Raw genomic sequence first — 25,748 nt, forward strand, 5'->3', positions numbered from 1 at the left:
GACCAGGGCAGAGTCTGACTGACCACGGCAGGATGGTGGGACTTCCTGATCAGGTTCGCCGCTGTCGCTGCTGCCGTTGCTGCCGCTGTTCCATCGCCTTAACAGGGAGCACTTCGATGGAGCACTCGCTAGGGCGGGAAAGCCCTTGCCTGCTATTCGGTGGAGCGATGGACGCATGTCCCGGACGGCAGGCCTTTACCGGCGAGGCCCAGCGGTCGCAGAAGGTCGTGGCTGCGAGATCGTGCTCTCAAGGCCTGTGCTCGAGCCGTTGCCGCAAGAGGCAACGGAGAGCACTCTTTGCCACGAGATGATTCACGCCTGGGTTGATCTGGTTTTGCATAGCCGTGAGGGCCACGGCCCCCACTTCCGCCGGAGAATGAACGTCATCAACGGGTCGCAGGATCGCTTTCAGTTGAGCGTGCGGCACAGCTATCCGGTTCCCGCGAAGGCTCCACGCTGGTGGGCCGTATGTCCAACATGTCGACGTCGGACGCCATACCGCCGTCGTGTACGCAATGTCGCTTGTCGCTCCTGCTGCGATCTGCACCATGGCGGGCAGTGGCATGCCAGCTGTCTGCTGCACTATGAACCGGTCGATGGGAGGGGGTGATCAATGGCCACGTTTTTGATCGCCCTGGAATGTGCGGGAGTCGTCATCGCCGTGATTGGCCTGCGACGGGAACATCAGCTTCGGCATCGCCGTCGGTAACGTCAGAGGTATGGAGGACAGACCCGCTCGAAGTTTCCGGTCGAAGGACAGCCGCGATCGACGCATGGATCAGTGGCTTGAAACTGGCCGACAGTTTGTTGATGGTGTTTCGGGGCGTCGCCCAGGACAGCGGCGCAGCTCGATCGACCTGGATTCGGTCGGACGCTGGGTGGGTGATCGGATCGAATGGCTGCTCGAGGATGATGAAGATTGGCGGGAGCCATGGCAGGACCCCAGGGAGAAAGATGTGCTGAATCGCAGTGGTAAGCGCCCTTTGAACGCCATTTCCAGACGGGTTCAACGCCCCTCTTCATCACCCAATGGAGTGGGACCTTCCTCCCAACAGCCATCGTCTCCAAAGCCATCTTTCCAGCCGCCGCCCTTGTCGCATTCGCCGGGGTTGGAGGACCCAACCCCGGCGTCATCGCCTGATGCCGATGTCTGGCCCGACGATGAGAGTTTTCGCGTTGAACACTGGACGCGCAGCAACGAAGTGTCGTCTAGGCGGGCCTTGCCACGGTCGAGTCGGCGCCGCACCTGACCCGAACGCTGATCCCTGATTACCGTTCGGGGCATCGACTCCAAGATCTAATGAGCAATCTGGTGGTGATCGGCTTCCCGACAACCGATGAGGCTGAGCAGGTGAGAAGCGAGCTGGTTGGGATGCAGCAAGAACACCTGATTGCTCTGGAGGATGCCGTGGTGCTGGAGCACGGAGAGGATGGTCATGTTCATCTCCGGCAGGCGATCAACATGGCTGCTGCAGGTGCGGCCAGTGGAACGTTTTGGGGAATGCTGGTGGGCCTGATTTTCTTGAATCCACTGGCTGGACTCGTGGTGGGGGCTGGGGCCGGGGCGGCGTCCGGGGCCTTGAGTGATATCGGGATCAATGATCAGTTCTTGCGAGATCTCAGTGAAACCCTTCCCAAAGGCAGTGCTGCTCTAGCGCTCCTGGTGCGTGACGGCACCCCTGATCGGATCGTGGATCGGCTTCGCAGTCATGCCCCCAATGCACGGATTGTGAAAACCAGCCTCAGCCATGCCAATGAGGACAAGCTGCGTGAACTGCTGAAATCTGCGGCTTAAGAGGGCAGGGATGCGTTGATTGTCGGCTGGCGATGCATCCCTGTCGTCTCGTCTTGATCGGGCATGCAGCCTGTTCAGCAGGCAGAAGCACTGCGTCTGGTGTGATGGCTTGCTCCTGTTCGAGGAACGCGGAAACCACAGCCGCGGGCGGCTAGCTGGTGATTGACATCCTCAACAAGGTCTCCTGGGATGTCTTCCGCCATTTGCTCAACGGTGGCGTTGATGGATGGAGAACCCTCGGCCATCGCCTCGAGGAAATAGGTCCATTGCTGCACCTGCTGACTGTGCGGCATTGGTCTGTACCCCTTGTCCTCGAAAGCGCCACCGCAGATTTCGCGGTTCCACAGCGTGCTTTGTGACTGTCCGTGGGGACCGGATGTTTTTGCTGCTCCAGATTCGAGGGCCTCTGGAGAGGGGAGGCCGCGGCGATCTCGCCAGCCCAGCTGTTCTAAATTGCGGCCGCAGTGGACAGCTGAAATGCCGAAGATCCGACCGAGGTCGGTGAGGCTGAGCCAGATTGGAGAGGCTGCCATGACACGGTGAACCAGTGTCATTCCATGATCCTTAGCACATAGGTGATGGCAAGTTGTCAAGAGCAAATCCCAACATTCCTAGGGATTTATTCATGAACTTTTGTGGAGCTCCTGGCGCAGGGTGGGGCCGAGCCAGGTCTCCAGCTGAGGGCTGAATACCTCGCGAATCACCGTCAACGCTTTCCCCCCGCGAAAAAACCGGTAGTGCCTGCTCCAGAACGGTCCTCGCAGGCCGAAACTTGCCTGGAGCCAGTCAGCTTCCACGAGAGCCAAGCCATCCACTTCGCGGAACAACTCGGAGCGGCCCTGGGTGAGGCTCCGCCAGATCGGCTGTTCGCGATCGCGCAGATGATGATCGGCCTGCTCCTGATTCCACCAGCTTTCCGCCCAAGCCAGAGTGCTTCCACCACAGTTCAGCCAGACCTGGCGACGCAGCAGCGGAGGCTTGAGATCCGTCACTTCCGTGGGTGCGCCGGAATGATCCGAGCGATCCGGTTCCATGGCGATCAAGTCGACGGTTACCGGTTCACCGGTCAGCAAGCGCAGGTGACGGGTTGGACTGCCGTCTCCCAACAGCATCAGGCGCCAGGGACCCGGCAACTGGCGCGGGCCCTCGCCAGAGAGCACCGCCTGGGTCGGAGCCTGCCAGAGCTGGTGGGGTGACTGCAGCGGAACTGGGTTATTGCTCAGAACACGCCTCCCACCGATAGGTTGCGCCGCTCACCATTGCGATGGATCACTGCGCCGGTTTCGCTGATTGATTCCAGGGTCCAGCCACTGTTCCCGATTCCATCTCCCAATCCCACCGAAAGGGAGGACTGGTTCAACTGGAAAATGGCCGAGCTGCTCCCCCCTGGACCTTGAACCACCCCAGTGAGTTGTGGCACCGGTGCATCCGAAGGGCGAGCCACTGCTGCTGGACCTGGTGATGGGGCTGATGACACCACCGGCGCAGGGGCTGCACCGCTGTCAGGAGATCGGCGGATCGGAAGGGTGAGAGGTTCCAGGCTGGTCACCCATTCAGGTTCGGGAGGCGGTGGCACCTCCCCGGTGCGGCCTGGCGCCGGGGGCGTCGGGGTCATGGGTTGCGCTGGCCTGGCGGGAGACTTGATTGGCTCGGCCGGGGGAGGCGTTCTCAGCCGTTCGATCAAGCGCAGATTTCGTTCTTGCGCCAGTTGAGATTCGGACTGCCTCCAGCTGCCGATCAACAACCCACTGCTGATCATTCCTGCTGCCGCAAGTCCACTCAGCAAGGGGATGAGCCAGACATCAGCCTTCGATGCTGGAGGTCGTTCAGAACCACTGCCACCATCGGTTTGTCTTGGCAGATCGCTGCTGGGTTCCTCAACATCGACGTCAACCGCAACCAGAGGTGGCTGGTTGGCGCGGAAGGCATCCTTTTCAAAAACCTTGTCCATCACCTGCTCGGCCCGCAGGTTCCAGTAGGCGCTCGAGGTAGGGACCCGTGAAACCAAGGTCAGTAGGGACGGGACCCAACGCTATCGAGCTTCGCTTGGCAGGGCGAGGGGTAGAACCGCCAGACTGTGGGTTGGGCATGGATGAAAGTTGATCATCCTGAAGATCCGATGCCTTTTCATTACGCCCTCTGAGATGGCGCGGTGGCCTTGATTGGGTCCGACTTGTGTCGCTGCTGCAGTTCAAGCCACATCAGCAGTGCCGTGATGTCGGCTTTGCTCACCCCTGGGACGCGCGACGCCTGACCAAGAGTGGTGGGTTGGATGTCCGTCAGCTTTTCGCGGGCTTCGCGGGAAAGGGTCTTGATTGATGCGTAGTCCATAGAAGCGGACAGTTTCCGCTGGCTCTGCCGTTTGACCTGGTCGATCTGCTGCTGTTGTCGCTGCAGGTAGCCGCTGTACTTGATGTCAATCTCGACTCCCTCCCTCACCGGCAAGGGTAGGTTTCTGTCCGAGAGGCCATGGCGGAGCAGATCAGCGGCGTGCATCCCAGGGCGTCGCAGCAAATCGGCCAGAGTGATTGATCCCTTGATCACCGCACCGGTTTCCCTCTCAATCGCCGGTGCAGCTGGGTCGCTGACTTTGAGCCGTTGGCTCTCCAAGCGTTCTTTTTCGGTTTGCATGGCTCGGAGTTTGTCGTCGAACAACGTCCAGCGGCGATCGTCGATCAGGCCGAGCTCGCGGCCCAGCGGCGTGAGACGTCGGTCGGCGTTGTCGCCGCGGAGAATCAAGCGGTATTCACTGCGGCTGGTGAGCACTCTGTAGGGCTCATGCAGGTCACGGCTCACCAGGTCGTCGATCATCGTGCCGATGTAGCTGCCCTCGCGGGGGAAATGCACCGGCTCCTGACCGCCCATCAGTCGGGCAGCGTTGACGCCGGCCACCAACCCCTGGGCGGCAGCTTCTTCGTAGCCCGTGGTGCCATTGAGCTGGCCGGCGCTGAACAGGCCGCGCACGCGCTTGGTTTCCAGCGAAGGTTTCAGTTGGGTGGCGGGCAGGTAGTCGTAATCAACGGCATAGGCAGGACGCAACATCACGCAGTGCTCAAGTCCAGGAAGTGTTCTGAGCAGTTGCAGTTGGATTGGTTCCGGTAAGCCGGTGGAGAAACCCTGCACATAGATCTCCGGGGTGTCACGCCCCTCGGGTTCCAGGAAGATCTGGTGGCTTTCTTTGTCGGCGAAGCGGACAATCTTGTCTTCGATCGAGGGGCAGTAGCGCGGCCCTTTGCTGTCGATCACGCCGCCGTAGATGGCAGTGAGATGCAGGTTGTCGCGAATCAGTTGATGGGTTTTGTCGGTGGTGCGGGTGATGTGGCAGCTCATTTGTTCACCGCTCACCCAGGCAGCCGGATCAAAGGAGAAGAAGCGATCGGACGCATCGCTCGGCTGCTCCTCCAATTGGTCGAGGGCGATGCTGCGTCGATCGATGCGGGCCGGTGTGCCGGTTTTGAGTCGATCGGTGTGGAAGCCGAGCTGCTGGAGCGCTTCAGTGAGGCCTTCGGCGGCCTGCTCGCCGGCACGACCGGCCGCCATGGATTGGTGCCCCACCCAGATGCGGCCCCCTAGGAAGGTGCCGGCGGTGAGGATGACGCTCTCCGCCCCATAAACGCTGCCGAAATAGGTACGGATGCCGGTGATCCGTTGTTGATCGCCCTCAGTGCATACCTCAAGGCCGGTCACCATTGCTTCGCGCAGCGCGAGGTTGGGTGTGTGCTGCAGCAGCTGCAGCATCTGGCGGCTGTACAGGCGTTTGTCGGTTTGCGCGCGTAGTGCCCAGACGGCGGGACCGCGGCTGGCGTTCAGGATGCGCTTCTGGATGGCGGTGGCATCGGCGAGCCGACCGATCACGCCACCAAGGGCATCTACTTCATGGACAAGCTGGCTCTTGGCGGGTCCGCCGACAGCCGGGTTGCAGGGCTGCCAGGCGATCCGATCGAGGTTGAGGGTGAACAGGGCGGTTGTGAGTCCGAGTCGAGCTGTGGTGATTGCTGCTTCACAGCCCGCATGGCCACCCCCGACCACAATGCAATCGAAGGATTCGGTTGGGATGGCGCTGAAGCTCATCTCATCATTATCAGCAAGTTGGTTCAGCCCGCTAGCTCTTCTGGGCGTGACGTCGCTCCAGGTTCAGAGTTTTACGGATCGACAGGGATGCCCTTGGATGATTTCTAGATGGAGAGGAATCAGTTGCTGGTGGCCTGTGGTGATCAGCTGCTCCTGGAAACGTCACCAAGATGGATTCGAGTGTTTGTGGTGTCAAGTATTTGTTGACTTTTTGTCGGTTGTCTTTGATGCGATGTTTGGTGTGTAAAGACGCGAAGCAATTCAGTATTGACGTGAAAATAGGCTCTGCTGTGAGGGGTATTTCGTCTCAGTCGTTGTGCTTTAAAGGCTAGTGACGAATAATTTTTCAATAGAGTTTCATTCAGTGTGAAAATATTGTAGCTGTAATATCGAGCATTGTGTGTTAATCAAGCCCGCCCCACGCTAAATACACAGATTATCGATCTGTCGGCTGCAGTTGTGGTGAGGTGTTGGAATGCGTTGATGGTGAGTTGGTTGTCCCGGCTTGTTATGACGGGCCTGCGTTGTGATCCCTGGATCTGTTCTGGTGCAGGGTGTCTTGGGGTAATTCCCCGTATCGCTGTTCATAGCGTCGCGCAAAGTGGCTACGGCTTTGAAACCCAAGTTTGGCTGCAATAGCGCCGACTCCTTCCAGTTCAAGGCGCTGGCAACGCTCGGGGTTGAGGAGAAGTTGGCGCACCAGATCGAGTCGAATCGAGCGTTGTAATTCCAGCGGTGTACGACCAAAATGTTCCTGACATCCCTTGAATAGCGACGTCCGTGATTGGAACAGCACCTGACTCATCTCATCGATGGTCATGCTTTGTTGGGGATTTTGTTGACACCAATGCAGAAGTTCGATGGCGGCCTGATGTCTAATCTGTCGCTTGGCAATGGGGCGCGTTTCGGCGTTTTGGTTGTCAAAACAATCGAGCAGAGCTGTAATCAGGCAATCAGCGGCATCAGGGGAAGTGTCCTGATTCGGGGCATTAACAAATGCATGGAGTTGTTGTTGGAACACGCTTCCACTTGGCTCTTGCAATTCCAACTGATTGGTCTTCTCCCAGCGTTCCAGGATCAGGTTGCTCTGCCTTCGCCTTGTTAGTCGTTCAAGGAGGTGGTCTTTGCTGATGATCAATGTGGCCACTTTGCAATGGGCTGGTAGTTGCAAGTCGAAATCTCTGAGCTGAAAGTTGTACCCCATCAATCCCTTCCAAGGCATTTGAATCCCTTGGGCCCTGGTTTCGCCAAGCTCGGTTGTGTTCCCTAAATCAAGGGCAAGTGTGCAGGGTTTTGGTCTCCGTGTACCGCTAATGAAGAGCGACTGATTGATTTCCAGCAGCGTGAGTCGAAATGCTCCGAGGCTGTAAATGCGGAGCCGGCCATCCAAGGGGCCGTTACTCAGTTGCAGAGCCGCAAGGTCTGATGAAATTGGCTTGAAGAGTTCTTGGAGGTCGGCACAGCTCCGGACCGTCGCGTCAAGCAGCTGCACGGGAGACTCTTTGTAACCCGCAGACAGTTTTGCTTACGTCCAGCACTCGACTCACCAAAGATGAGCCCATTCGTCCGTGATTCAGGAGACTGAAGCGAGTTTGCCTGTTTTCTAGGGTGTTTAGTGCAAAAGACGTTGCCGAAACGGGTTAAATTTAATTTTTAAGCGATTAATTGAGAGATGGGTGGTCAAAGATATATATATGATTTTATTTTACGTCCTGATACTTCCTCGGTTTGTCCGTGAATGTACCAAGGCTAAGTTCTTGGCTCATTTCAATTTCTTTAAACTTGTTAATATGAAGTCGATGTCCATCCTGGCGGCTATGCTCTTAATAATGCATTCGATCGTGGCGAGATGACGATTGTTGCCATCGTCGATTCGGGGCTGAATTTAAAGCATCGTGATATTTCGCCCAACCTTTGGGTTAATTCTGGCGAGATTCCAAATAATGGAATTGATGATGATGGTAATGGGGCTATTGATGACATCCATGGATTGGATACTTTTTCATCCGCGGGTTTAGCAACAACCCTTTCAAATAGTGGTGATCCTCAGGGCCATGGCACCCATGTGGCTGGGATTGTTGCAAGGCTGGCCCCGAAAGCGGAGCTGATGCCGGTACGCATGCTTGATGAACAGGGGAATGGCGTGCTTTCAGATGCCCTTTTCGCATGGTCTTATGCATTGGAAAATGGTGCCAAGGTTATTAACAACAGTTTTGGGGTAGTTGGATTGCCAACCTCTGAATTTTCATTTATGGAAGAGGCCGTTCGTTTGGGAAAATCAGGCTACGGGGCAGTCTTCATTGCGGCGGCGGGTAATCAAGGTAATGACAACGATGTTGTCCCGTGTACTCCAGCAAATGTACCTGGCATGATTTCAGTTGGTGCAACTTCTGCCGGTGGAGATGCTGCTTCGTTTTCGAATTATGGCAAGAAATCAGTGCATCTTTTTGCTCCTGGTGAAAATATATTGAGTGCGGATGCCTTTTCGGTTTCCGCAAGGTCTCGAAAAAGTGGTACGTCACAGGCGGCGCCAATTGTATCGGCTTATGTCGCCAAGATTTATGCTAAAAAGCCTAAGTCCAAGCCTTCTTTTGTTGAAAAACAGTTATTTTCACAGATTAAAGGTTCTACACTGCTGGCTGGAAAAAGTAAAAGTGGTGGCGCGCTGGCTGCTGTTCATACTCGCAAAATCAATAGTGTGGCTTCGCCTCGCTATGCAAGACGGGCGGAGCGACAAGCATCAGATCCCTTGATCAATTATCAGCGTCTGGTGGGTGTGGTCAACCAATCTAGTGGGATTACGCAGCATGATGTGAATGAGCAGTTGTTGTGCAAAGGATATAAATTTATTGACGATATTGTGTGGCCTTTTGATAATGTTGCGGTGATTTCTTTGGATAGTTCCTCCAAGGAGTTTGTCGCGTCGCAACGTGATACTGGGGCATTATCCCGTGTTCTTGATATGCCATGGAGTGCTAAGAAAAGCCTGAAGCGCGTCAAGCGATTGGGTTTTTTCGAGACGTTGGAGTGGGATGCCTTTGTGACGCAACAAGCATCGCCTGATCACTCCTTTGCCCTTGGTTCGCATGACCAATCACCACTGGCTTTGATCGGCGAGGCGCAGGTCGAATTGGGATCGGTATAGCCGTGTGATGTCTTGTTTTGGTTTTTAGAGCTGGACGATCAAGCTGCCAGATTGCGGAACCTGGTGAATTGCGGTTCAAACAAGAGCTTGACGGTTCCAACTGGGCCATTTCGGTGTTTGGTCACGATCACTTCGGTGATTCCTCGATCGGGGGTCTCGGGGTTGTAATACTCGTCTCTGTAAATCATCAACACCAGATCAGCATCCTGTTCGATCGAGCCGGATTCGCGAAGATCACTGAGCATGGGTCGTTTGTTGGTGCGTGATTCAACGCCTCGGCTGAGCTGAGACAGAGCGATCACAGGAACATTCAATTCTCGTGCCATTCCTTTGAGCCCACGGGTGATTCGTGAGAGTTCCTGGACGCGATTGTCTGGGCTTGATCCCTCCATCAACTGCAGGTAATCAATCACAACCAGTCCAAGTTCTTTGCCTTGTTCCGCCATCAACCTCCTGCAGAGTGAGCGCATCTCAAGGACTCCTGAGTTTGGTTTGTCGTCGATGTAGATGGGTAGTTGTCCCAGGCTGTTGATTCCCTGCCCCAACAAGGGCCATTCCTCCTGTTGAAGCCGTCCGGTGCGTAGCCGTCCAGCTTCAATCCCGACTTCCATCGACAGCAAGCGGTAGGTGAGCTGCTCTTTGCTCATCTCCAGGCTGAAGACACACACGGGCAGATCGTGCAGTTGTGCCACGTTCTTGGCCAGGTTGAGCACAATCGAGGTCTTTCCCATGGCCGGTCTGCCAGCCACGATGATGAGATCGCTGCGTTGAAGCCCCTGGGTCATGGCATCCAGGTCGTAGAAATTCACTGGAATTCCTGCCACAGATGTCCCGAGCGACCGGCTTTCGATCTCTTCGAAGGTCTGCGTGAGAATCTCCGCTGTGGGCGTCAGCCCCTTGGATGGTTTTTCCTGGCTGATGGCGAAGATCGTTTGTTCTGCCTGATCGAGCACCTGCTCCATCGGCAGGGTCTGGTCGAATCCGAGCTTGATCACCTCGTTTCCGGAGCGGATCAACTGCCGCCGTAGAAACTTGTCCATCACGAGCCTCGCCACCTGTTCCATGGAGGCGGTGGAGCTCACGCGTTCGACCAACTCAATCAAGCGGTTGTTGCCGCCCACCTTCTCAAGGGACCCTGTATCTGCCAGCCAGGCGGTCATGGCGGTGAGATCTGTCGGTTTGCCCTGGCCATGAAGCATCAAGGCGGTTCTGTAGATCTCGCGATGGGCGCTCAGGTAAAAGGCTTCCGCCTGTAGCACATCTGCAACCCGGCCGATGGCATCAGGGTCCAGGAGGATGCCGCCAAGCACGGCTTCTTCCGCCTCAAGATTCTGGGGCGGAACGGAATCCGGGAGAGCCTCGAAATTCGGTTCTTGATCCCGTCCCCGATTCAACCTGGTACGTCCCCCACCGGCGTTATCGCCGTTGTCAGAAAGGGGGACGCTCACCATGGGGGTAGGCCACTGATCAAGGGTTATTCACTTTGGCTCAGCAGAGCCCGATCAGCACCTCATGTGGAGTGTCGATCAGTAGCTCACCACTTCCAGGTTCAGTTCTGCGGTGACCTCGCTGTGCAATTTCACGTGGACGGTGTATTTGCCGGTTCTGTGGATTTCGGGCACGACGATGTCGCGACGGTCAATCTCCTTCTTTGTTGCTGTTTCGATCGCCTCTGCAACATCGCCGTTGGTGACCGTTCCAAACAGAACGTTGTCCTCTCCTGTCTGCTTCTTCACGGTGAAGCGTCCAATCGTGGCCAGTGCGGTCTTGAAGTCGATCGCCTCCTGCTTCAGGGCTGCCTGACGCTCGGCTTCCTTAGCGCGCCGATGCTCAACCTGCTTCATCACGGCCGGCGTTACGGGCACGGCTTTGCCGAAGGGCAGCAGGAAATTGCGGGCGTAACCGGGAGCGACTTCAACCATGTCTCCGTTCTTTCCGAGACTGAGGATGTCCTCATTCAGAACGATCTGAACACGTTTTGGCATGGGGAACGATCCTGACGACGGCTCTTAGCGATCGACAAGTTTACGATGCGACAGGTAGCCGAATGCGAGTGGCGAGGCCAAGAGCCCGCATCAGCCGAATGTGCTCCCAAGTGAGGTCAATCTGGCCGGGTTGCAGACCATGACGGGCGGAGTGAGGGAAGGCGTGATGGTTGTTATGCCAACCTTCCCCAAAGGTCAGGGCAGCCACCCAGCCGTTGTTCCGGGAGGCGTCACCGCTGTCGTAGGCCACCGTGCCCCAGCAGTGGGTCGCTGAATTCACCAGCCAGGTGACGTGATAAACGAGCACGAGGCGAAGAGGAATCCCCCAAAGCACCATCGCCCATCCACCCGCGCCCGTTGTCGTTCCGATCCAGAACAGCAGAAGTCCGAGGGGGAGCTGCAATAGCAGAAAATAGGTGTTCAACCAGCGGTAGTAAGGGTCTTTGGCGAGGTCGCCACTCAGGCGGGGCACCGCCTGCATGGCAGGAATGGGTTGGAACATCCAGCCCATGTGACTCCACCAAAAACCGCGGTGGCTGTTGTGATGATCAGCATCCGTATCAGAAAACTTATGGTGGTGGCGGTGCAGTCCAACCCAGTCAATCGGGCCGTGCTGGCAGCTGAGGGCACCGCAGGTGGCGAAAAAACGTTCCAGCCATTGGGGCACCTTAAAAGACCGGTGCGACAGAAGTCTGTGATAGCCGATCGTGACGCCAAGACAGGCTGTGATCCAGTAAAGGATCGCCAGGGCGCTGACGGACTGCCAGCTCCAGAACATTGGTGAAAGGGCCACGGCCGACAGGGAGTGGATCGTGATCATGAATCCGATCGTCCCCCAGCGTTTCGCCTGATCAGGTCGGATTGGATCGTGGCCTTTGCGGGGTTGGCGCAGATGTTCTGCGAGCTTTTTCGAGTCGTTTGAGGGTGTTGGTCGACTTGGGGGCGAGGGTGTTGCGACCACGGTGGACGACATCTCAATCTGATTAATTGCTCAAAACTATAGTCGATAAGAATCCGTATCAAATGGTAGATTCTCGGCAGTGCTCTGATCGCATGGCCATGGGGTATCGCGAGCGATTGACGGATGGTCGCCGTGCGATGGCTCATCTCGTTCATGTCTGGCACGAACGAAATGGCTGGTCCCACAAGGTGTTGCCCACCTTTGCCGATGCCCTTGATCTCGGCCGTGTGCACAATTCCCAGATTTCCAACCTGCGGAACGGCAAGCTTGCAGCTCCTGGGCCGGAGGTGTTTCTTGCTCTTGGTCAGGCCAATGCGTTGTTAATGGGAGGGCTGGAGTCCATCCGAACTGGTCTGGAGGAGTCTCACCCCGAACTTCTCCAGATCCTCGTTGATGGTCATGCACCTCTTGTGGATGCTGGAGGAGACCCCCTAAGCGCTGGTGCCTTGTTTGAGATCTTCGTTGGTCTGGCTCCACTTCCGCCAGGGTTTGATTGGCGAATCGATGCTGATGAAGCTTCGGCTCTGAGTGCAGCCCTGGCTGAACATCTTTGTGGGGGCCGTCGCTGGCGCTTCTGTCGCGAGCAGGTGATGAAGGCCTATCCCGTCAAAAAGAATCAGCGTCGTGATCGATTTGCAGAGGTTATGGCCGGCATGCGGGACTACAACGCTGAGGAGCTGGATGGTGAACTGCTCGACCTGTTCGCTACCCATCAGGCGCTGGGTGGATCGGGAAAGAGCGGAGCTGATGGCTTTCTCACTCAGTTGCGTGCCCGAGCCAAAAACCTTGAGGGTGAACGGTGACCTGCTGAATTCAGTTCAGGCTGTGAACTGATGAATCGGCCCGAACACCACCTTGATTTATGGATAGTGGGCCTGGCGCACGCGACGGGTCAGGCCAAGTCTTTTGAGCAGTTGGATATGCATCCAGGTCAAATCGAATTCAAACCAGCGCAATCCATGGCGAGCGCTGGATGGAAAGGCGTGGTGATTGTTATGCCAGCCCTCTCCGAAGGACAGAAGTGCAACCCACCAGCAATTTCTGGACAGATCGGGACAGTCGAAATTCCTGTAGCCGAAGGCATGGGTGGCTGAGTTCACCAACCAGGTGACGTGATACACAACCACAAGTCGAAGTGGGATCGCCCACAGAACCAAGCCGAGTCCACCGCCGTTGACCTGTGCCGCTTCGCCGTACCAGTACAACCCCAGGCCCAGGGGAATCTGCAGCAGCAAAAACCAGCGATCGAGCCACCGATAAAACGGATCTCTCAGCAAATCACCGGCATAGCGATCGAGTTCTTTAAGAGCTGGGATCTCATGCAACATCCACTCGCTATGACTCCACCACAGCCCCCGGCCCGCATCATGATGATCGGTGGGTTGATCGGAATAGCGGTGGTGATGTCTGTGAAGGCCAACCCACTCAATCGGACCGCTTTGGCACGCGAGGGTCCCCATCACCACAAGAATCCGCTCCACCCAGCCGGGCACCACCAGGCTGCGGTGGGCCACCAATCGATGGAGTCCGAGGGTCACACCCAGAACGGTCGCCCAGTACAGAACACCGAACGCAACGAGACCCTGCCAGCTCCAGAACCGCGGCAGTAGGGCAACGGTGGACAGCACGTGCATGACCAGCATGAAGCCGGTGGTCCCCATCTTGAGGCGGCGCTGGCGGACGGGGAGCGGTCCGCGGGGAGCCATCACGGCTGCTCGTTGCCGAAGCTCACGAGTGTCAGCTGTTTGCGTGGAAACCAACAGGAAAACTCCAGGGGTGACAGAGCCGCTCATGCAGGGAACCCCGGAGCGGATGGTGCCATTAGCGACCGAAATCTAAAGGAATTGCCGGGCTGATCTGTGGCCGGGGGGGCATGCTGCAGTGCTGGCGCCGGGAGTGACGCGGTGAAGAGTGGTGAAGTTGACCATCCCGCCCGGGCGCGAGCCCGGGATTTGGTTGAGAACGTTGCCAGGGAACAGGAGCCCCAGGCGGCGCTTCGCACCGCTGCGGTGCAGCAAGGACTGGAGCGGGTGCTTGATGCCTTCCGAGGCGAGCGGCTTGGGACGCAGCATTTCGCCTCGCTAACCGGCTACGGCCATGGTGACCAGGGGAGGGACGTTCTCGATCGGGTGTTCGCGCGCGTTTTGGGCGCCGAGGCTGCTGCCGTTCGGCTGCAGTTCGTCAGTGGAACCCATGCCATCGCTGCAGCTCTGTTTGGCGTACTGCGGCCTGGGGACCGCCTGCTATCGGTCACGGGACGTCCTTACGACACGCTCGAGGAAGTGATCGGCTTGCGCGGCCACGGGCAGGGATCCTTGGCTGAATTCGGGATCACCTACGACGAAATTGCACTCAGCCCCAGCGGAGTGGTTGATGGGTTGGCGCTCGATTGTGCCTTGAGCCGTTCAGCGCGGCTGGTTCTGATTCAGCGGAGCTGCGGCTACAGCTGGAGGCCATCGCTGTCCATCGCCCAGATCGGCGACCTGTGCGAGCGAATTCACGATCGTCAGCCCGACTGCGTTTGCTTCGTTGACAACTGTTACGGAGAGTTTGTTGAAGCGGTGGAGCCTCCCGCTGTGGGCGCGGATCTGATCGCCGGATCCCTGATCAAAAATCCTGGTGGCACCATCGCGCCGGCGGGGGGGTACGTGGCGGGAAGGGCTGATCTGGTCCGCCAAGCGTGCTGCAGGTTGACGGCCCCTGGAATCGGTATGGATGGCGGAACCGGGTTTGATCTCCAGCGCCTGGTGTTGCAGGGGATCTTCCTCGCGCCGCAAATGGTTTCCGAAGCCCTGATCGGTGCCGATCTCGTGGCTGGCGTTTTCGCCCGTCTTGGCTTCACTGTTCAACCGGTTGCGGGGGGCATGCGCAGCGATCTGATTCAGGCCGTTCGCTTGGGCACCCCCGAGGCCCTCAAGATCGTCTGTCGTGCGTTTCAGGCCTGTTCGCCCGTTGGGTCATATCTCGATCCCGTGCCAGCGGAAATGCCTGGCTATGCCAGTGCGTTGGTGATGGCCGGGGGCACGTTCATTGATGGATCCACCAGCGAATTTTCCGCAGATGCCCCTCTCCGTGAACCTTTCGATCTTTTCGTTCAGGGTGGAACCCATCGCACCCATGTTCGATTGGCTCTGACCGACGCGCTCACGGCGTTGGATGCGGCAGGGCTGATTGATCTCCCGCAGACTGGGAAGGCCTGAACCGTTCACCGATGGCGTTCGAGTTTCCTGCCTCCTTCCGCTTTGCCGACAGCCACGAGTACGCCAATGCTGATGGCGAACTGGTACGGGTTGGAATCAGTGCGTTCGCCGTCGATCAGCTTGGTGACATCGTTTTCGTCGACTTGCCAGAGGTGGGTGCTGATCTCAGCAAGGGCAGCAGCTTCGGTTCCGTTGAGTCCGTCAAGGCGGTTGAGGACATGTATGCGCCTTTGGATGGAGAGGTTGTAGAACGCAACGACGCTGTTCTCGACAGCCCGGAGCAATTGCAGAACGACCCCCATGGAGAAGGGTGGCTTCTCGTTGTGCGGCCCAAAGACCTGACTCAACTGGAGTCTCTGCTCGATGCGGCGGCCTACGGCATGAAGGTGAATGCCGACTGACATCGGTTCCGGTCATCCTTCTTTACGATCTGCTGCACTTACGCGGCCGCGGACTTGTCTTCCCCTTTCCTGCAGCGCCACCTCGGGCCCGGAGAAGAGGATCAGCAGCGGATGCTTGCCGCACTCGGCTACAGCGATCTTGATGCCTTCATCGCAGACGTTGTTCCCGGAGACATCCTTGATTCAGAGCCACCAGCCGAGGTGTTGCCGACAGGTTGCGATGAAGCCACAGCGTTGCAGGACCTGCGTGACATCTCTGCAACCAATCAACGGCGCCGATCACTCATCGGCCTCGGATACCACGGAACAGCGACGCCGGCGCTGATCCAACGGCACGTCTTCGAAAACCCGGCTTGGTACACCGCATACACCCCATACCAGGCGGAGATTGCCCAGGGTCGTCTTGAGGCCTTGCTCAACTTTCAGACCCTGATCAGTGAGCTCACGGGCCTGCCCATTGCCAATGCCTCGTTGCTGGACGAAGCAACTGCGGCCGCTGAGGCGATGGCATTGAGTTATTCGGTGTGCCGACGTTCCGGGGCCAAACGCTTTCTTGTCGATGCGGCGGTTTTGCCGCAGACCTGGGCTGTTCTTCAAACCCGTGCTCAACCACTTGGGATTCAGCTCGATCGGATTCGACCTGACGATGTCGTTCCCGACGAGCAGGTCTTCGGAATGCTCCTGCAATTGCCGGGGGCGGATGGGCGTCTCTGGGATCCCACGTCATTGATCGCTGAGTGTCATGCCGTCGGTGCTCTGGTCACCGTTGCAGTCGACCCCCTCGCCCAGACCCTGATGGCTCCGGTGGCGGAGCTGGGTGCTGACATCGCTGTCGGCAGCGCCCAGCGATTGGGTGTACCGATGGGATTCGGAGGACCCCATGCTGCTTTCTTCGCAACGCGGGATGCCTTCAAGCGTCAGATTCCCGGTCGCTTGGTTGGCCGTTCGAAAGATGCTGAGGGTCGAGCGGCTCTAAGACTTGCTCTTCAGACCCGTGAGCAGCACATCCGCCGCGACAAGGCCACGAGCAACATCTGCACGGCACAAGTGCTGTTGGCTGTAATGGCGTCGTTCTACGCCGTCCATCACGGCCCGGAAGGTTTGACGTCCATTGCGCGTCGAATTGTTGTTCGTCGGCAGCGGTTGGAAGCGGCACTGCGAGCGCTGGGTTTCCCTCTCGAGGTTCAACCAAGGTTCGATTCCCTGGTGGTGGACACTCCATGGGCGCCGGCCGTGCATCGCGCAGCGGCGGCGGCGGGCTTCAACCTTCAGGTCCTCCCCCATGGGGCAGCCCTCGCTGAGGCGACTGGCTTCGGTATTGCACTTGATGAATGCAGCACCGATGAAGAACTCAAGGCGCTGATCGGTGCCCTGGCTGCTGCAGTGGATCGGGATCCCCCGGCTCTTGTCGCCACCGTGACCGGGGATCTGGATGGCGTTCCCCTCCGCAGCGGTCCCTGGCTGACGCAGGAGGTCTTCCATCGGTACCGCAGCGAGACGGAGCTGATGCGATATATCCAACGTCTGGTCAGCCGTGATCTGTCCCTGGTGCACGGCATGATTCCGCTTGGAAGCTGCACCATGAAGCTCAACGCAGCTGCTGAACTTCTGCCCGTGAGCTGGCCGGATTTCGCAGCTCTTCATCCCTTCGCGCCTGCTGATCAGTCCTCCGGTTACGCACGCCTCGCAGTGGATCTTGAAACCTGGTTGGCGGCGCTGACGGGTTTTTCTGCTGTATCGCTTCAACCCAATGCCGGATCTCAGGGTGAATACGCGGGGCTGCTGGTGATCCGGGCCTGGCACCTGTCACGCAACGAATCCCATCGTGATGTTTGCCTGATCCCAACCAGTGCCCACGGCACCAACCCTGCAAGTGCGGTGATGGCGGGTTTGCGTGTTGTGCCGGTGGCCTGCGACGAGGAGGGAAACATCGATCAGGAGGACCTTGCGGCACGGGTGCTCGAGCACGCTGATCGCCTGGCCGCCCTGATGGTCACTTACCCCTCAACCCATGGGGTCTTTGAGCCAGGAATTCGGAGCATCTGCGACTTGATCCATCAAAACGGAGGTCAGGTGTATCTCGACGGAGCCAACTTGAACGCCCAGGTTGGTCTCTGCAGGCCCGGGGCCTATGGCGCCGATGTCTGTCATTTGAATCTTCACAAGACGTTCTGCATTCCCCATGGGGGGGGTGGTCCTGGGGTCGGTCCGATCGGAGTGGCGACCCATCTTGCCCCTTTCCTGCCGGGGCATCCCCTCACAACATCTGCCGGAACGGCGATCGGCCCCGTGTCGGCCGCTCCTTTGGGCAGTGCCGGCATCCTGCCGATCAGTTGGATGTATTTAAGGATGATGGGAGCAACGGCACTCCGTCAGGCCAGTGCTGTCGCTCTGCTCGCGGCGAACTACTTGGCGCATCGTCTCGACGAGCATTACCCCGTGCTGTTCAGGGGACCAACGGGATGTGTAGCCCATGAATGCATTCTTGATCTTCGCCCCCTGAAGCGCAGTGCCGGTCTCGATGTGGACGACATTGCCAAACGTTTGATGGATTTCGGATTCCATGCCCCAACCGTCAGTTGGCCTGTTGCAGGCACGGTGATGGTGGAGCCAACGGAAAGTGAAAGCCTTTGTGAACTGGATCGGTTCTGCGACGCCATGATCGCCATCCGCTCCGAGGCGAGGGACATTGAATCCGGTCGCATGGATCCCCTCAACAACCCCCTGAAGCGGGCGCCGCACACGATGGCAGCTGCCCTGGCCGATGACTGGGATCGTCCTTACAGCCGGACCGTTGCCGTGTTCCCGATGCCTGGGCAGGAGCAGAACAAAATCTGGCCGGCTGTCGCACGGATTGACAATGCTTTTGGTGACCGCAATCTTGTCTGCACCTGTCCATCGGTGGAAGACCTTGCGGAGGCGGCTTGAGTCTTCTTTGATCTGGTCTTCGGGCGCAGCGCAGGTTAAATTTTCATGGAAAACGGAAAATTTGGTTTGATTTCGGGCGTTCCCCTTGCGCTTGTCATCAAACTGTCCGACAACTGGCGCGTAAGCCCGGAAGACCTATGGATCGGATCAATCTCAATTCCAATCCATCACCGAGTCTTCCCCCTCTGCCCGAAGGGCTGGAATCGGCCTTCAAGCGCGGTCATACCCTGCAGGTGGATGGCACAAATGTGGTGAGGGTTCCCTTCGGTGTTCGCCAAGCCAGGCGCAGCCGGCCGGCAAAACCCGCTCATTGGCACACTCTTGTCATCCCTCTGCAGCCTTCTGGAGCGCCAACGCCCCCTCCGGCTGCAGCCTGAAGATCACGCCACCTTGATTTCAATCGATTCCTGAGAAAGCCTCCAGTCCAATAACGCTTTGACATCTTCAAGAGAGCAGGTGGGTGTCCTGAATGGAAGTAGGGCCATTGGGCTTCGTTCAGGGCGAACCAACCAGCTTTGATTGTTTTGGGGGAGCAAGAGAAAGCCCCGGTAGCGAATTGCTTCGGAATGATTCATCACAAATCCCATCGCTCGAGGGATCATTGATTCGTGGCATCGTTATTTCACCGCACAAGATGTGGTGTTGCCGGTTTGTACGGAAAGTTTTTCGGCTTGGTTCTGATCTTCAAACTTCAAGCAGCTGACCCTTGACGGCAACTGCGATGTTTCGACTTCAACCCATGCCTTCTCTGTATCAATTGACTCGGTTTGTATGAAACGATACCGTCCAAATTGAGCTGGGTTGTCCACATCTAGTGTCCTGCTTGCTCTGTATCTCTCATGCTGAACAGGAGGATGTCAGCGCCTGATTCAGACCCAATCAGCGTCGCAAATCTTGGGTCGTCCCGATCGATGCCGACGCCATCCCCTCGTTCCAGGCGCATCTGTTTTCCCTGTTGAGTCATCGATTCGATCGCTCCATCAATGACCTGCATCCAGATTTTTGATCCCTCTGCCATTCGGGGTATCGATAGGCGATCACCCGGCTGAGGTTGAGCGCGCCACAGTTGAACGGTTTGCTCGACGGCCATCGCTCCGTGCTGTCCTTTGGGATCCAGAAGGGCTGTCCATTCCCGGCCGATCGCAAACGCTTTCTGTTCGTAAGCCGGTGGCAGGTTGTTGTCTCTGGGTTCGATCCAGATCTGAATCAGCCTGCAGGCGGAAGCGTCTCGGTTCATTTCACTGTGAACAAGTCCGGTTCCAGCGCTCATGCGTTGCACTTCTCCCGCGTTCAGGACCTCCTCATGCCCCATGGAGTCCTGATGGGTAAGTCGTCCAGCCACCATCACCGTGATGATTTCCACATCGCGGTGATGGTGCATGCCAAACCCGCGTCCAGCGGCAATGGTGTCGTCATTGATGACTCGCAAAGGGCCAAATCCCTTCCAATCCGGGCTGTAGTGATCAGCAAAAGCAAAACTGTGCCAGGAGTCCAGCCAATCGTTCTGACTGTGGAAGCGCTCGGAACTGCGGCGAAGTTTCACAGGGTCAACGGTTGGAGCTGCAGGAGGCGTGCCAGCAGGTCATCGATGGTCTCCTGGCGAGGTGGTTTGCTTTTTGTGCTGTGCAACTGACGGCCTACTACTTGGGCGCCGAGGTGAATGAGTTGGATCCTGAGGCTGACCAGCAATTCCATTCCTCCACTGCCCGACACGCTGGCAATGACCACAGGACGACCATTGAAGAGAGCGCGGAAATCGGAACCCTGAACAGAAAGCCATGCGATTGCATTGCTCAGGACAGGGGGGATTGAACCGTTGTATTCCGGGGCACAGATCACCCAGCGCTGCGCCCTGGACAACTGCTTTTCAAGGGCAGAAAGACCTTGTGGTGGTGTGTCGCCTTTGATCCTTGGTGTGAAGACCGGTAAGTTCAGCGTGGTCAGGTCCAGAAGTTCGCAGCTTGCCCCTCTGGGGGATGCACCCTCCACAAAGCGTTCTGCAAGCTTGAGATTTTCCCCATTGCTGGCCGCGATCACGAGCAGGTCAACAGGTTGGTCAGCCATTTGATTCAACAATTCCTCTGTATTGATCCTGATCGTCCTGAGATGGGTCCACAACCCACTGCTAGCTGATCTGAACCAGGATCGTCCCGATCGATCATGGCTTGTTTCGTCTGGCCGTCAGGCTGTGATGCCCGAAACCCTTACGGTCACCGATGGCGTTGTCGATCTCCCGTTGGTCAGAGCGTCAACGCCAGTTGATGTGCATGATCTGATCTCAATAGTTGGCGCCACTGCGGCGATGGTGCACAGCTGTTGAACCCGTCAGGTCAAACACTCCACCGTGATTGACGCGGGCGTAAAGCAGCCAGTGGTCACCGCACTCCATGCGCTGCGACACCTCCCCCTCAAGCCAGGCCAATGCATCGGGCAGAAGGGGCTGATCGGCTGGGCTGTCCTGAAGCTCCAACCCGGAAAAGCGGTCCGCACCGGGGTCGAACGGCTGAAGAAACTGTCTCATCAGACCGGTTTCACGTCCTTCAGCCAGCACGTTCAATGCAAAACGGTCTCCTTTGTGCAGCAGGGCTTCGACGGCGCGATCCTTCGCTACAGCGATGGTGATCCCCGGTGGAGAGAAGCTGGCTTGGCTCACCCAGCTGGCGACCATGGCGCCGCTGAGTTCGCCTTTTCGGGTCGTTAAAACACAGAGGGATCCGATCACACGGCCGAGGGCGATCACTGCCGGATCGCTGCGACTTTCGCTCAGCCCACCGGCACTGCGCCGTTGTGCGCGCTTTTGGGCTTTCAGTAACTGGCGTGCAAAGCGGGTTCCGGTTTCCTCCAGCTGCTTCACCTTGGCTGTATCCGGGCTGAACTTGACTCGAATCGGCTCGAATCCGAACTGAAATCCACCGTCCCGCAGCTTGGTCTCTAGGAGGTCCACCGCTTCACCGCTCCAGCCGAAACTGCCGAACACGCCGACAGGTTTGCTTCGGTCGCCCTCCGCAAGCACGGTGCCAAGGGCAGAGACGACCGGTGTTGGTGCATGACCGCCCAGGGTGGGCGACCCGATCATGATGGCGTCTGCCTGATGAATCGAGGCGATCAGCTCGTCGCTTGGGGTGAATTCACAGTTGAGGCTGTTCACGCGGATCCCAGTGCGGCTCACGCCCTTGGCCAGGGCGTCGGCAATGGCCGCCGTATTGCCGTAGGCGCTGGCGTACAGAAGAACCACATTCAAGCTGGCCTGTTGGTGGCTTTCTCCCCAGCGGCGGTAATCGCTTAGCAAACTCCTCCAGCTGCTGTCGATGGCTGGACCATGGCCCGGGGCAATCGTGCGGATGTCGAGTTCCTCGAGACGATCCACCAGGGACTCCACCTGACGAGCCATCGGGGCCATCAGGCAGTCGTAGAAATGCCGACGCTCCTCGTCCGTGCTGCTGCGATTGGTCTCAGCCCAGTTGTCGGTGCAGAGATGGGCGCTGAAAAATTTGTCGCTCATCAGGAGACCGAGGCTTGCCTCAAAGGCGAGCAATCCTCCGGGCCATCGGGGTGTCGGAACTGCCAGAAGCAGCAGATCTCGTCCATGCGCCAATGGAAGAGTCTCTTCATGACGGATCACCCGCATGGGTGGAAGGTCCGGAAGCGGTGGTGGGTCTGTGCCCTGCCCCGGTGGGGTGGGTTTGCGCTGGTTCCAGAGTTCTCTCAGCAGTTTGGCGCCAGCATTGGAGGCGATCAGTTCAAGTTGAGAGCGGGTTTCGGCCAGGTTGCGAAGCAGAGCCACCCTGTTCGGGTTTACATGGCCGACAACGATCCGAAGCGGCTGGTCACAGTTCGGGAGGACGTCCGCAAGCGCTGGAAGAAACACGTCGCTGTACGCCGTTCCGGGGGGATGCACCAGAACAGCTGGATGGTCGTCGTCCGCTTCGAACAGAAAGCTGTTGGCGGTGCTGCCCCGCTCCAGGGCGTATTCCAGTTCAAAGCGATGACGCCGCGGACTCAGGCCACGCAGGCTGAGCACCCCTCCATCGATCGGCAATTGGATGGTGTGACGTTGGTCAGTGGTGCTGGACACGATCATTCAGTAGTGGTTGCCCACTTTGCGGTGGTGTACGGCGGTGACAGCGTCGGCGTCAGCCACGTTGCCCTGCTCCACCACGGCGTAGATGATCCAGTGGTCCGGCCCCTCCATGCGCTGCTCCACCTGGCAGCCCAGGAAGGCCAAGGCTTCACTGAGCACAGGCCCGCCCTGCGCCGCTCCCTCCAGCAGGTTCACGCCCGCGAAGCGATCGGCACCGGGGGGGAAGCGCTTCAGAAAGTGCCGCAATAAGTCCTGGTGGTTGTCCTGGCGCAGCACGTTGAGGACAAACCGGTCCCCCACTTGCATCAGGGCTTCAATCGCCCGGTCTTTGGCCACAGCAACAGTGATCCCAGGAGGTGAGAAGCTCGCCTGACTCACCCAGCTGGCGACCATCGCGCCCCGCCGCTGTGCCTCACCGTCCCCCTGGCTCGCGGTCACGACATACAGACCCCCACTCAGGCGGCCGAGGGCCTTGTCGAGATCGCCATCCAAACTCTTCATCGCTGCGATCGTTTTCTCTTTTGTGAGCAGCTGGCCGAGATCGGTGCCAGCCTCCTCACAGCGTTGGTAGTCACTGCCCTGGGGCAACTGACGAATGCGTAGCGGCGCGAAGGCCTGTTTCTGTCCTTGGCTGCGCAGCTGATCAGCAACCGCGTCAATCGGCTCGTCGTTTCCGCCAAAGGCGTCATAGACGCCGACCAGCTGCTTGGGGGTCAGTGCTGCAAGCAAGGTCCCGATGGCTGTCTGCAGGTCGCCGTCCGGTTCCGCGGGCCAGGTGGGTGCGACCACGGCTTTGGCATCGCCGATCAGTGCCGTCAGTTCCTGGGCATCGGTGGCCCGGAGGTCGATGAGCTGCACCTGGGCTTCTGCCTTTCCGATGCCGTGGGCGATCGCCTGGCTGATCCGATCGGAGAAGCCGTACTGGCTCAGATAACAGACTGCGGCATAGCTCTCACCCTTGCTGCGTTGGCTGCTCCATTCCTTGTAATCGGCGAGCCAATGGCTGAGGTGATGGCGCAGCAGTGGACCGTGGCCAACAGCAACAGTGTTGATGTCCGGCAAACCGTCCATGCGTTTTAAGGCTTGCAGAACGCTGCGGGCGTTGGGCCCCATCAAACAGTCGTAATAAAAGCGAAAGTCGGGAGCGATGGCCCCTGGATCGCTGTCGAAGAGATCGTCTGAGCAGTAGTGAAGTCCAAACGCATCGCAGGTGTAGAGGATGCCAGTGCCGTGATCAAACGAAAAAATCGTGTCGGGCCAGTGCAGATTCGGGGCACTGAGGAATTCGAACCTGTGCTCGATTCCGCTCTCCAGGTTGGTGCCGAGATTCAGCTCATCACCTGATTTAACGGCACGGGATTGGAAAGGCCTGTGAACCTGATCTTTCAGAAATTGCAATGCCACTTTCGATCCCACGATTTCAATCTCAGGATTGAGATCAATCAAGTCACCGATCAGCCCCGAATGGTCGGGTTCGGTGTGACTCACAATCAATACATCGATCGATTTGGGATCGATCTGATTTTTCAGAAGAGGTATCCAAGTGTCCCGAAACTTGGCATGGCTGGTGTCGATCAGGGCGGTGCGCTCGCCCCTAATGAGAAATGCGTTGTAGGTGGTGCCGTTCCGCAGGCCGAATTCGATGTCGAAGCGACTGCGATCCCAATCCAGAGAACGGATGGTGGTCGTGTCCGTGGCAATCGCCTCGCTCTGCAGGCTCAGGCGCGACTCGACAACGGGGGCAATGACCATGAAATCAGCCTTCTTCGGCGTCGACTGTACGAAGACTTTCCGGGTCGCTGTCCCTGCAGGATGGATTGATCTCGAGAGATCCCATGGCCATGGAAGCGGCCGGTTCAGGTGTCGTTGCCTTGCGCAAGAGCATCGGCCCGGGAATTTTGTTTGCAGCAGCCTGTATTGGTGGTTCGCACCTGATGTCCTCGACCACCGCCGGGGCACGCTTCGGCTTTGCCCTGGTCGGTCTGATTGTTCTGACCAATTGTTTGAAATATCCCTTCCTGCGGGTGGGCAGTCGTTTCACAGCCGTGACAGGGTTGTCGCTGTTAGAAGGGTTTCAGCGCCGGAATCCGGCCTATCCGGCGATCTACCTGCTGGTCACCCTTGCAACCGGCACGATCACGATTGCTGCGGTCAGCTTCGTGGCGGGTGACTTGCTCACCAATGTGCCCTTGCTTTCAGCGCTCAGCTCATACGGACTGGCGATCGCCGTGCTTTTGGTGAGTGGGTTGGTCTTGTTGTTCGGCCAATACAGGCTGCTGGATCGACTCTCGAAGGTATTGGTCGCATTGTTGACTCTGCTTACGGCTGTGGCGGCTGCAACGTTGCTGATGCGCGGTCCCGTTGGAGATGTGGCATCGAGCTGGATCAGCAGTCAACCAAGCCCCTGGACCATCGCCAACCTCGCATTTCTGATCCCGCTGATGGGGTGGATGCCAGGACCGATTGAACTGTGCGTCTGGCCATCCCTCTGGATGTTTTCGCGTGCCCGCGACACCCAACACACCGCTTCATTGGCGGAAGCCGAGGCTGACTTCAACGTTGGCTATCTGATTTCACTGATCACTGCAGTGTTGTTTGTGATCTTGGGCGCTTACACGATGTATGGAACGGGGGAGGGGATGTTGAGCGGCAGCGGCCTCTCCTTCGCGAAAAATCTGATCCGCCTTTACACCGAAGCCATGGGGGGCTGGGCTGCCTGGGTGATCATTCCCGCCGCATTCGCGGCGATGTTCAGTACCACCATCACCTGCCTTGATGCCTACCCCCGCAGCATCGCTGCGATTCAGGGTCTCTGGCTGGGTGATCCAACCCCCGAAGCGCTTCAGGCCCAACAGCGCCGCCGCTTCAGTCTTTGGGTTGTCATCCACCTCATGGTGGCGATCGGTGCCTTGATCTGGGCGCGAAGTGGAGGCATCACAGTGCCGCAATTTGTCTTCGGTGCGATGACAGGCAGTTTCCTGACAGCGCCAGTGTTCGCATGGATGGCGATGGATACGATCAATCACGATCCCGTGCCGCCTGAGCACCGTTATGGGCTTGGGATGCGCGCACTCTCCTGGATCGGTTTGGGGTTTCTGAGCGGGTTCAGCCTGTTGTTCATCGCCAACGCCTTCTTCGGTCTGGGGGGCTAAGCAAAGGATCCGCGGCGGGTGCTGGCTTG

The 25,748-nt window shown here is 58.0% G+C and carries 25 protein-coding genes; 11 read left to right on the forward strand and 14 right to left on the reverse strand.

Going from position 1 to position 25,748, the window contains the following annotated elements:
* Window positions 1–61 precede the first annotated feature (61 nt).
* From SIB64_RS02650 to SIB64_RS02660, 3 genes are all read left to right on the forward strand, one after another.
* Window positions 62–610 (forward strand): SprT family zinc-dependent metalloprotease, encoded by a 549-nt coding sequence (locus tag SIB64_RS02650; RefSeq protein ID WP_413442842.1) that lies wholly within the window; start codon window positions 62–64, stop codon window positions 608–610.
* A 109-nt stretch (window positions 611–719) separates the two neighbouring features.
* Window positions 720–1,250 (forward strand): hypothetical protein, encoded by a 531-nt coding sequence (locus SIB64_RS02655; protein ID WP_413441782.1) that lies wholly within the window; start codon window positions 720–722, stop codon window positions 1,248–1,250.
* Between the two features lie 50 nt (window positions 1,251–1,300).
* Entirely contained in the window at window positions 1,301–1,795 is a 495-nt protein-coding gene (locus SIB64_RS02660; protein ID WP_413441783.1) for a DUF1269 domain-containing protein, read from the forward strand.
* Window positions 1,796–1,869: 74 nt separating this feature from the next.
* Here SIB64_RS02660 and SIB64_RS02665 read toward each other — a convergent pair whose 3' ends face one another.
* The 5 genes from SIB64_RS02665 to SIB64_RS02685 form a co-directional block, all read right to left on the reverse strand.
* Complete coding sequence (locus tag SIB64_RS02665; RefSeq protein WP_413441784.1) at window positions 1,870–2,328, reverse strand: hypothetical protein; 459 nt, start codon at window positions 2,326–2,328, stop codon at window positions 1,870–1,872.
* Between the two features lie 90 nt (window positions 2,329–2,418).
* Window positions 2,419–2,997 (reverse strand): chorismate lyase, encoded by a 579-nt coding sequence (locus SIB64_RS02670; protein WP_413442843.1) that lies wholly within the window; start codon window positions 2,995–2,997, stop codon window positions 2,419–2,421.
* A gap of 17 nt (window positions 2,998–3,014) precedes the next feature.
* Window positions 3,015–3,803, reverse strand: a complete 789-nt coding sequence (locus tag SIB64_RS02675) for a hypothetical protein (protein WP_413441785.1) — start codon at window positions 3,801–3,803, stop codon at window positions 3,015–3,017.
* A gap of 122 nt (window positions 3,804–3,925) precedes the next feature.
* Complete coding sequence (mnmG, locus tag SIB64_RS02680) at window positions 3,926–5,866, reverse strand: tRNA uridine-5-carboxymethylaminomethyl(34) synthesis enzyme MnmG (RefSeq protein ID WP_413441786.1); 1,941 nt, start codon at window positions 5,864–5,866, stop codon at window positions 3,926–3,928.
* A gap of 508 nt (window positions 5,867–6,374) precedes the next feature.
* Window positions 6,375–7,358, reverse strand: a complete 984-nt coding sequence (locus SIB64_RS02685) for a helix-turn-helix transcriptional regulator (protein WP_413441787.1) — start codon at window positions 7,356–7,358, stop codon at window positions 6,375–6,377.
* 357 nt (window positions 7,359–7,715) lie between these two features.
* Here SIB64_RS02685 and SIB64_RS02690 point away from each other — a divergent pair, with 357 nt between their 5' ends.
* Window positions 7,716–9,011, forward strand: coding sequence for a S8 family serine peptidase (locus SIB64_RS02690; protein WP_413441788.1), 1,296 nt, complete (start codon window positions 7,716–7,718; stop codon window positions 9,009–9,011).
* Between the two features lie 38 nt (window positions 9,012–9,049).
* Here SIB64_RS02690 and dnaB read toward each other — a convergent pair whose 3' ends face one another.
* From dnaB to SIB64_RS02705, 3 genes are all read right to left on the reverse strand, one after another.
* Window positions 9,050–10,462, reverse strand: a complete 1,413-nt coding sequence (gene dnaB / locus SIB64_RS02695; protein WP_413441789.1) for a replicative DNA helicase — start codon at window positions 10,460–10,462, stop codon at window positions 9,050–9,052.
* A 75-nt stretch (window positions 10,463–10,537) separates the two neighbouring features.
* On the reverse strand, window positions 10,538–10,996 hold the full coding sequence (gene rplI / locus SIB64_RS02700; protein ID WP_413441790.1) for a 50S ribosomal protein L9: 459 nt from the start codon (window positions 10,994–10,996) through the stop codon (window positions 10,538–10,540).
* Window positions 10,997–11,036: 40 nt separating this feature from the next.
* Entirely contained in the window at window positions 11,037–11,969 is a 933-nt protein-coding gene (locus tag SIB64_RS02705; protein ID WP_413441791.1) for an acyl-CoA desaturase, read from the reverse strand.
* A gap of 50 nt (window positions 11,970–12,019) precedes the next feature.
* On the opposite strand from SIB64_RS02705, the gene SIB64_RS02710 reads away from it, so the two are divergent.
* Window positions 12,020–12,760 carry a hypothetical protein gene (locus SIB64_RS02710; RefSeq protein WP_413441792.1) on the forward strand — a complete coding sequence of 247 codons (741 nt, stop codon included), beginning with the start codon at window positions 12,020–12,022 and terminating at the stop codon, window positions 12,758–12,760.
* A 57-nt stretch (window positions 12,761–12,817) separates the two neighbouring features.
* On the opposite strand, the gene SIB64_RS02715 is transcribed toward SIB64_RS02710, so the two are convergent.
* The gene (locus SIB64_RS02715; RefSeq protein WP_413442844.1) at window positions 12,818–13,663 is read right to left on the reverse strand and encodes an acyl-CoA desaturase; all 846 of its coding nucleotides are present in this window, start codon (window positions 13,661–13,663) and stop codon (window positions 12,818–12,820) included.
* 198 nt (window positions 13,664–13,861) lie between these two features.
* Here SIB64_RS02715 and SIB64_RS02720 point away from each other — a divergent pair, with 198 nt between their 5' ends.
* The 4 genes from SIB64_RS02720 to SIB64_RS02735 all read left to right on the forward strand — a co-directional run bounded on the left by SIB64_RS02720 (window position 13,862) and on the right by SIB64_RS02735 (window position 18,863).
* Entirely contained in the window at window positions 13,862–15,157 is a 1,296-nt protein-coding gene (locus SIB64_RS02720) for an aminotransferase class I/II-fold pyridoxal phosphate-dependent enzyme (protein WP_413442845.1), read from the forward strand.
* Between the two features lie 11 nt (window positions 15,158–15,168).
* Window positions 15,169–15,558, forward strand: a complete 390-nt coding sequence (gene gcvH, locus SIB64_RS02725) for a glycine cleavage system protein GcvH (protein WP_413441793.1) — start codon at window positions 15,169–15,171, stop codon at window positions 15,556–15,558.
* 54 nt (window positions 15,559–15,612) lie between these two features.
* Window positions 15,613–18,486, forward strand: a complete 2,874-nt coding sequence (gene gcvP / locus SIB64_RS02730) for an aminomethyl-transferring glycine dehydrogenase (RefSeq protein ID WP_413441794.1) — start codon at window positions 15,613–15,615, stop codon at window positions 18,484–18,486.
* A gap of 137 nt (window positions 18,487–18,623) precedes the next feature.
* Window positions 18,624–18,863 (forward strand): hypothetical protein, encoded by a 240-nt coding sequence (locus SIB64_RS02735; RefSeq protein WP_413441795.1) that lies wholly within the window; start codon window positions 18,624–18,626, stop codon window positions 18,861–18,863.
* A gap of 3 nt (window positions 18,864–18,866) precedes the next feature.
* Here SIB64_RS02735 and SIB64_RS02740 read toward each other — a convergent pair whose 3' ends face one another.
* From SIB64_RS02740 to SIB64_RS02750, 3 genes are all read right to left on the reverse strand, one after another.
* Window positions 18,867–19,073: a hypothetical protein gene (locus SIB64_RS02740; RefSeq protein ID WP_413442846.1), complete on the reverse strand. Its 207-nt coding sequence runs from the start codon at window positions 19,071–19,073 to the stop codon at window positions 18,867–18,869.
* A 224-nt stretch (window positions 19,074–19,297) separates the two neighbouring features.
* Window positions 19,298–20,029, reverse strand: coding sequence for a pirin family protein (locus SIB64_RS02745; RefSeq protein WP_413441796.1), 732 nt, complete (start codon window positions 20,027–20,029; stop codon window positions 19,298–19,300).
* Window positions 20,026–20,550 carry an NADPH-dependent FMN reductase gene (locus SIB64_RS02750; protein ID WP_413441797.1) on the reverse strand — a complete coding sequence of 175 codons (525 nt, stop codon included), beginning with the start codon at window positions 20,548–20,550 and terminating at the stop codon, window positions 20,026–20,028. The genes SIB64_RS02745 and SIB64_RS02750 overlap by 4 nt, the downstream gene beginning before the upstream one ends.
* 22 nt (window positions 20,551–20,572) lie before the next feature.
* Here SIB64_RS02750 and SIB64_RS02755 point away from each other — a divergent pair, with 22 nt between their 5' ends.
* On the forward strand, window positions 20,573–20,806 hold the full coding sequence (locus SIB64_RS02755) for a hypothetical protein (protein ID WP_413441798.1): 234 nt from the start codon (window positions 20,573–20,575) through the stop codon (window positions 20,804–20,806).
* On the opposite strand, the gene SIB64_RS02760 is transcribed toward SIB64_RS02755, so the two are convergent.
* Together SIB64_RS02760 and SIB64_RS02765 are read right to left on the reverse strand one after the other, a co-directional pair.
* Window positions 20,765–22,567 (reverse strand): flavin reductase, encoded by a 1,803-nt coding sequence (locus tag SIB64_RS02760; protein ID WP_413441799.1) that lies wholly within the window; start codon window positions 22,565–22,567, stop codon window positions 20,765–20,767. The two genes, SIB64_RS02755 and SIB64_RS02760, sit on opposite strands and share 42 nt — an antisense overlap.
* Complete coding sequence (locus SIB64_RS02765; protein WP_413441800.1) at window positions 22,568–24,319, reverse strand: flavin reductase; 1,752 nt, start codon at window positions 24,317–24,319, stop codon at window positions 22,568–22,570. It lies immediately after the preceding gene.
* A gap of 83 nt (window positions 24,320–24,402) precedes the next feature.
* On the opposite strand from SIB64_RS02765, the gene SIB64_RS02770 reads away from it, so the two are divergent.
* A complete protein-coding gene (locus tag SIB64_RS02770; RefSeq protein ID WP_413441801.1) occupies window positions 24,403–25,719 on the forward strand; it encodes an NRAMP family divalent metal transporter in 1,317 nt (438 codons plus the stop codon).
* The last annotated feature ends 29 nt before the right edge of the window (window positions 25,720–25,748 follow it).

The sequence above is a fragment of the Synechococcus sp. MIT S1220 genome, assembly GCF_047303025.1.
Classification (GTDB): Bacteria; Cyanobacteriota; Cyanobacteriia; order PCC-6307; family Cyanobiaceae; genus Parasynechococcus.

What these genes read in the sequence shown, in the direction of transcription:
- SIB64_RS02750 (WP_413441797.1), bottom strand. Translation starts at nt 20,550, where the DNA reads ATGGCTGACCAACCTGTTGACCTGCTCGTGATCGCGGCCAGCAATGGG.
- SIB64_RS02740 (WP_413442846.1), bottom strand. Translation starts at nt 19,073, where the DNA reads ATGGGATTTGTGATGAATCATTCCGAAGCAATTCGCTACCGGGGCTTT.
- SIB64_RS02660 (WP_413441783.1), top strand. Translation starts at nt 1,301, where the DNA reads ATGAGCAATCTGGTGGTGATCGGCTTCCCGACAACCGATGAGGCTGAG.
- SIB64_RS02665 (WP_413441784.1), bottom strand. Translation starts at nt 2,328, where the DNA reads ATGGCAGCCTCTCCAATCTGGCTCAGCCTCACCGACCTCGGTCGGATC.
- SIB64_RS02710 (WP_413441792.1), top strand. Translation starts at nt 12,020, where the DNA reads ATGGTAGATTCTCGGCAGTGCTCTGATCGCATGGCCATGGGGTATCGC.
- mnmG (WP_413441786.1), bottom strand. Translation starts at nt 5,866, where the DNA reads ATGAGCTTCAGCGCCATCCCAACCGAATCCTTCGATTGCATTGTGGTC.
- SIB64_RS02770 (WP_413441801.1), top strand. Translation starts at nt 24,403, where the DNA reads ATGGCCATGGAAGCGGCCGGTTCAGGTGTCGTTGCCTTGCGCAAGAGC.
- SIB64_RS02760 (WP_413441799.1), bottom strand. Translation starts at nt 22,567, where the DNA reads ATGATCGTGTCCAGCACCACTGACCAACGTCACACCATCCAATTGCCG.
- SIB64_RS02705 (WP_413441791.1), bottom strand. Translation starts at nt 11,969, where the DNA reads ATGTCGTCCACCGTGGTCGCAACACCCTCGCCCCCAAGTCGACCAACA.
- SIB64_RS02735 (WP_413441795.1), top strand. Translation starts at nt 18,624, where the DNA reads ATGGATCGGATCAATCTCAATTCCAATCCATCACCGAGTCTTCCCCCT.
- SIB64_RS02655 (WP_413441782.1), top strand. Translation starts at nt 720, where the DNA reads ATGGAGGACAGACCCGCTCGAAGTTTCCGGTCGAAGGACAGCCGCGAT.
- SIB64_RS02715 (WP_413442844.1), bottom strand. Translation starts at nt 13,663, where the DNA reads ATGGCTCCCCGCGGACCGCTCCCCGTCCGCCAGCGCCGCCTCAAGATG.
- SIB64_RS02690 (WP_413441788.1), top strand. Translation starts at nt 7,716, where the DNA reads ATGACGATTGTTGCCATCGTCGATTCGGGGCTGAATTTAAAGCATCGT.
- gcvH (WP_413441793.1), top strand. Translation starts at nt 15,169, where the DNA reads ATGGCGTTCGAGTTTCCTGCCTCCTTCCGCTTTGCCGACAGCCACGAG.
- rplI (WP_413441790.1), bottom strand. Translation starts at nt 10,996, where the DNA reads ATGCCAAAACGTGTTCAGATCGTTCTGAATGAGGACATCCTCAGTCTC.
- dnaB (WP_413441789.1), bottom strand. Translation starts at nt 10,462, where the DNA reads ATGGTGAGCGTCCCCCTTTCTGACAACGGCGATAACGCCGGTGGGGGA.
- SIB64_RS02765 (WP_413441800.1), bottom strand. Translation starts at nt 24,319, where the DNA reads ATGGTCATTGCCCCCGTTGTCGAGTCGCGCCTGAGCCTGCAGAGCGAG.